The sequence below is a fragment of the Kitasatospora sp. NPDC003701 genome, assembly GCF_053587085.1.
The window spans coordinates 1-5364 of the sequence record NZ_JBSFNM010000136.1; the positions used below are offsets into that span (position 1 = coordinate 1).

At 71.4% G+C, this 5364-nt stretch carries 3 protein-coding genes and 2 pseudogenes; all 5 read left to right on the plus strand.

Going from position 1 to position 5364, the window contains the following annotated elements; all coding sequences use genetic code 11:
• A pseudogene (locus ACWDRR_RS43980) lies at positions 1 to 91 on the plus strand (ATP-binding protein); the annotation flags it as partial.
• 401 nt (positions 92 to 492) lie between these two features.
• Positions 493 to 3948 carry a nitrate- and nitrite sensing domain-containing protein gene (locus ACWDRR_RS43985; RefSeq protein WP_449777972.1) on the plus strand — a complete coding sequence of 1152 codons (3456 nt, stop codon included), beginning with the start codon at positions 493 to 495 and terminating at the stop codon, positions 3946 to 3948.
• Between the two features lie 10 nt (positions 3949 to 3958).
• On the plus strand, positions 3959 to 4372 hold the full coding sequence (locus ACWDRR_RS43990; protein ID WP_030057391.1) for a roadblock/LC7 domain-containing protein: 414 nt from the start codon (positions 3959 to 3961) through the stop codon (positions 4370 to 4372).
• Positions 4373 to 4533: 161 nt separating this feature from the next.
• Positions 4534 to 5238 carry a DUF742 domain-containing protein gene (locus tag ACWDRR_RS43995; protein ID WP_449777973.1) on the plus strand — a complete coding sequence of 235 codons (705 nt, stop codon included), beginning with the start codon at positions 4534 to 4536 and terminating at the stop codon, positions 5236 to 5238.
• Positions 5219 to 5364 (plus strand): annotated as a pseudogene (locus tag ACWDRR_RS44000) (ATP-binding protein); the annotation flags it as partial. The gene ACWDRR_RS43995 and the pseudogene ACWDRR_RS44000, both read left to right, overlap by 20 nt.

The window sequence follows — 5364 nt, forward strand, 5'->3', positions numbered from 1 at the left end:
CGTCATCACCCTCGACGCCCGACGACGCGACAGCGCCAAGAGCGCCCTCATCACCCTCGTCGAACACGCCCTCCTCGCCCGCCTGCGGTGAACGGAACCCGCAGGTCGGCAGCCCCGGCGCCCCACCGTCACGGTCGGGCGCCGGGGCACCTCCGCAGACAGGGCGGGTGTCGTCCGGGCGGCCCACGCAAGACCCCCACATAAGCAGCGGATAACAGTTCGGTAGGCATTTTGTGATCAACAGTGACCATGTGTAGCGAATTAGCATCGCTCAGCGCCAGAAGACCACGGTTTTGCTCCACGATGTCGGCGAATGTCCGGATTGTTCCGCAGCAGGCCGCCATCGACACCTGTTTGTCCCCCATCCCTGCACGTGCTGAAATTCCAGCTACCCCTAAATCCATTACGGCAGTCCCACCCAGCAGCGGGCCGCTGCCAGGGGTAGCGCTGGATTGATCCATGGCCGCCAATCGGCCGAGAGGTTGTTGTCGAGTGAGGCGTAAGCAGCAGGTCGCCCCGCAGCGGCGCTCCGAGCCCCGCCAGAGCGAGCCGAACGGCACCGCAACGGATCCGGCCGGATTCTCCGCGTTCACGCCGGTCGAGGAGCGCCCCCCGGCGCCCGCACCGAAGCCGCCGACCGCCTCCACGGAGCGCCGCAGCAGCGGTTCCGCGGACGACGGGAGCGGTGGCAAGGGAAGCCGGTACGACTTCCTCCGGCCCCGCAACTGGCGCGTGCCGGCCCGTCTGATAGCCATCCTGCTGATCCCGGTCATCATCGGCCTGATCTTCGGCGGCCTGCGCGTCAACACCTCGGTCGACGGCTACGTCAAGGCCTCGCGCGCCGAGAAGACCGCCCGCCTGGCCAAGGCGGCCACCGAGCTCGCCGAGGCGCTGGAGAACGAGCGCGACAAGACGCTCAGCCCCCTGCTGACCGGCCAGGACCCGAACGGCGACGTCCCCAAGACCCGCACCACCACCGACGCCGCGCTCAAGGCCTACAACGCGGCCTACGAGGCCAGCGACAAGTCCGCCGAGCTGCCCCACCGGCACGCGGCGTTCCAGAGCATGGTGGGCTTCCTGCCGCACCTGCGCGACGCCGCCTACAAGCCGGAGCTGTTCGCGACCGCGACCCAGTCCGCCTACTCGACGATGATCGCGCCGCTGCTGGCCTACGACAACTCGGTCGGCCTCGGCAGCAGCAACATCACCAGCAAGGGCCGCGCGATCTACGCCATGTCGCTGGCCAAGGCCTCGGCCTCGACCCAGCGCGCGCTGATGCTCCACCTGCTGGTCGGCATCTCGGCCCAGTCCACCACCCGGTACGAGAACACCGACCTGATCCAGCAGCTCCTGGTCTCCCAGAAGCTGGAGCAGGTCTCGCTCTCCGAGTTCAACACCGGCAGCGCCCCCGAGGACGCCAAGCGGTACGCCGACGCCCAGGTCGCCCAGGCCGCCGCCGACCAGCGCGCCGCCTACCGGATGCCGAACGGCAGCGTGCCGACCATGACGGGCCTGCTCGGCCTCGGCGCCGCCTACACCCAGGCCGCCGCCGAGGGCCAGTCCAAGGGCAAGGCCGCCGCCGACGCCGCCTACAAGGAGGCCAAGGACGCCGGTCTGACCAAGGAGAACTGGGAGCAGGCCGCCAACACCCACATCGCCAGCCTGCGCGCCACCGAGGTCGCGCTGCTGGACGACGTCCTCAACGACGCCGCCGACCTGCGGGACAACGCGCTCTACGACGCCATCCTCAACTCGGCGATCGTGCTCGCGGCGCTGGTCCTCGCCGGTGTCCTCACCGGCTACGTGGCCCGCTCGATGATCCTGGGCATGCGCACCCTGCGCAACGCCGCCCTGGAGATCGCCGACCACCGCCTGCCGGACCTCGTCGAGAAGCTCTCCAAGACCGACCCGGACCGGGTGGACACCTCGGTCAGCCAGATCCCGCTGCACGGCAAGGACGAGATCGGCGAGGTCGCCCGGGCCTTCGACCAGGTCCACCGGCAGGCGGTCGCACTCGCCGCCGAGCAGGCCCTGCTGCGAGGAAACGTCAACGCGATCTTCACCAACCTGTCGCGCCGCAGCCAGAGCCTGATCCAGCGCCAGCTGGCGCTGATCACCGACCTGGAGAACAACGAGGCCGACCCGGACCAGCTGGAGAACCTCTTCAAGCTGGACCACCTCGCGACCCGTATGCGACGCAACGGTGAGAACCTGCTCGTCCTCGCGGGCGAGGAGGCCGGCCGCCGCTGGAACACCCCGGTCCCGCTGGTCGACGTGCTCCGCGCCGCCGCGTCCGAGGTGGAGCAGTACGAGCGCGTCGAGCTCTCCGGCATCCCCGAGGCCGAGGTCGTCGGCGCCGCCGTGACCGACCTCGTCCACCTGCTCGCCGAGCTGCTGGAGAACGCCACCTCGTTCTCCAGCCCGCAGACCCGGGTGCTGGTCAACGCCACCCGCCTGCCGGACGGCCGGGTGCTGGTCGAGATCCACGACAAGGGCATCGGCCTCACCGCCGAGGACTTCGCCGAGATCAACGAGAAGCTGGCCGAGCCGCCCACCGTCGACGCCACCATCTCCCGCCGCATGGGCCTCTTCGTGGTCGGCCGGCTGTCCCAGCGGCACGACGTCCGCGTCCAGCTCCGCCCCTCGGGCGAGTCCGCGGGCACCACCTCGCTGGTCATGCTGCCGCCGTTCCTGACCCAGATGGGCCCGGCCCCGGAGCCGGAGGAGCAGTTCACCGTGTCCCGGATCTTCGCCGAGCAGGAGCCGTCCGCGGCCGACTGGGCCGCCGAGGTCCAGAACCAGCCGCGCAGCGCCGCCGAGCTGGGCTTCGACGACCACCTCACCGGCAACGGCAACGCCGGCTCCAGCGGCTTCAGCCCGGCCCTGGAGGCCGTCCAGCGCTCGCAGCGGCTCGACCAGGTCCGCCGCGCGGCCCTGGAGGCCGGCCCGCACGGGATGTCCGAGCAGCCGGTGGTCGACGCCGAGGTCGAGGACGAGTACCCGGCGTACGGCCGGCGCAACGACGACGGCTACGGCCAGGACGGCCAGGACGGCCAGTACGCCCAGCAGGGCTACGACCAGTCCGGCTACGCCGACGAGCAGTACGGCTACGACCGGTCCGGGTACGCCCAGGACGGGTACGCCGGCGCCGAGTACGGGCAGAACGACTACGGTCAGGACGCCTACGGCCGGTTCCCGCAGCAGCAGGGCTACGGCGACGACCAGTACGGCCAGGGCCAGAACCAGGGTCAGGGCCAGGACGACCAGTACGGCCAGTACCAGGGCTACGACGGCTACGGCGACGAGCAGTACGGGGCCGAGGAGGCCCCGGCCGGCCACCCGTACAGCCCGGAGCCGCCGGCGCTGCCCGCCGCCGAGACGACCGCCACCCTGCCGTCCGGGCTGCCGCAGCGCCGCCCCGGCCAGCAGCTGGCCGGTGGCGGCCCGGCCGCGGCGCCGCAGCAGGGCGGCGGCCAGGACACCGGCGAGACCCCGAACTGGTTCACCGGCGCCAAGGACACCTCGGCGCCCACCGAACCGCGCGGCCACGAAGTGTCCGCGCTGGGCGGTTACGGTCCCACCGGACCGACCGGCCCGACCAGCGCCGCCTGGCAGTCGCCCAACGACGGTGCCTGGCAGCGCGCCGAGCAGCTGCGCGAGCCCGCCTCCGGCGGGACCACCCCCTCCGGCCTGCCCCGGCGGGTGCCCAAGCAGAACCTGGTGGCCGGCAACGCCAAGCCCACTCCGCAGGACGGGCCGCAGGTCTCCCGCAGCCCCGAGGAGGTTCGCGGCCGGCTCACCAACCTGCGCCGCGGTGTGGAGCAGGGCCGCAGCGCCGGCAACACCGGAAGCTTCCGGATCGACCCCGATCAGGCAGACCAGTCCGGCAACGGACAGCAGAACCGCAGCACCGATCTCTTCGGCGGCTCGAACCACCAGGAGCGTTGAGTTGAGTCAGATGAGCCAGGCCGCACAGAACCTGAACTGGCTGATCACCAATTTCGTGGACAACACCCCTGGGGTGTCGCACACGGTGGTGGTCTCCGCGGACGGCCTCCTGCTGTGCATGTCCGAAGGTTTCCCCCGCGACCGCGCCGACCAGCTCGCCGCCGTCGCCTCCGGCCTCACCTCCCTCACCTCCGGCGCCAGCCGGATCTTCGAGGGCGGCGAGGTCAACCAGACCGTTGTCGAGATGGAGCGCGGTTTCCTCTTCCTGATGGCCGTCAGTGACGGCTCCGCCCTTGCCGTCCTGGCGTCCCCGGACTCCGACATCGGTCTCGTCGGCTACGAGATGGCGCTGCTCGTCGACCGCGCCGGCGCCGTCCTCACCCCCGCACTCCGCGCAGAACTCCAGGGCAGTCTCCTGCACTGACGGTTCGTCGGATACCGTCCTGGTATTCGAAGCACCTCCACGCCCGTCCCGGGCCCGCTTCGGCGGGCTCGGGTTCGGACGTTGTACGGCCTTCGCACCACCGGCTCCGGACCTGTGCCAGAGCTCGCACCGCACCGCCGCACCTTGTGAGGAGAGGAACCGTGACACCGCCCGACGACCGCAGCGGCCAGTACGGCGTTCCGTACCCTGGCACGGGCCATGACGCCTTCGGAGCACCCGGCGTCGCCGGCCACGGTCAGCAGTACGGCCAGCACGGCCAGTACGACCAGTACGGCCAGCAGCAGTACGGTCAGCCGTACCCGCAGGAGCAGTACGGCCAGTACGACCGGCAGCCCTCGTACGACGCGCCCCCGGCCGGCTACCCGGCGCCGGGAGGGACGACCGGCCACCTGCCCGGCCGGCACTCCGCCCCCGCACCGCAGCCCGGCCAGCACGGCCCCGGCCCCGGCCACGTGCCGGCCCAGGAGCCCGGGTACGTCGAGGAGTTCGAGGACGACCACGACTCGGGCCCGCTGATCCGGCCGTTCGCGATGACCGGCGGACGGACCAGGCCGCGCTACGAGCTGGCGCTGGAGGCGCTCGTCTCGGCCAACGTCGACCCGCAGCGCCTGGCCACCCTGCTCCCCGAGCACCAGCGGATCTGCACCCTGTGCACCGAGGTCAAGTCCGTCGCCGAGGTGTCGGCGCTGCTCTCCCTTCCTCTGGGGGTGGCCCGCATCCTCGTGGCCGACCTGGCCGAAGCCGGCCTGGTCGCCATCCACCAGCCCGCTTCCGGCGGCGAATCCGGAAACCAGCCCGACGTCACGCTGCTCGAAAGGGTCCTCAGTGGACTTCGCAAGCTCTAACGCGGCCGCCCCCACCCGCGCCACCACCTCCGCGAAGATCGTCGTCGCCGGCGGCTTCGGCGTCGGCAAGACCACGCTCGTCGGCGCCGTCTCCGAGATCAACCCCCTGCGCACCGAAGCCGTCAT

Coding starts and splice junctions, on each gene's coding strand:
- ACWDRR_RS43990 (WP_030057391.1), top strand. CDS start 3,959: ATGAGCCAGGCCGCACAGAACCTGAACTGGCTGATCACCAATTTCGTG.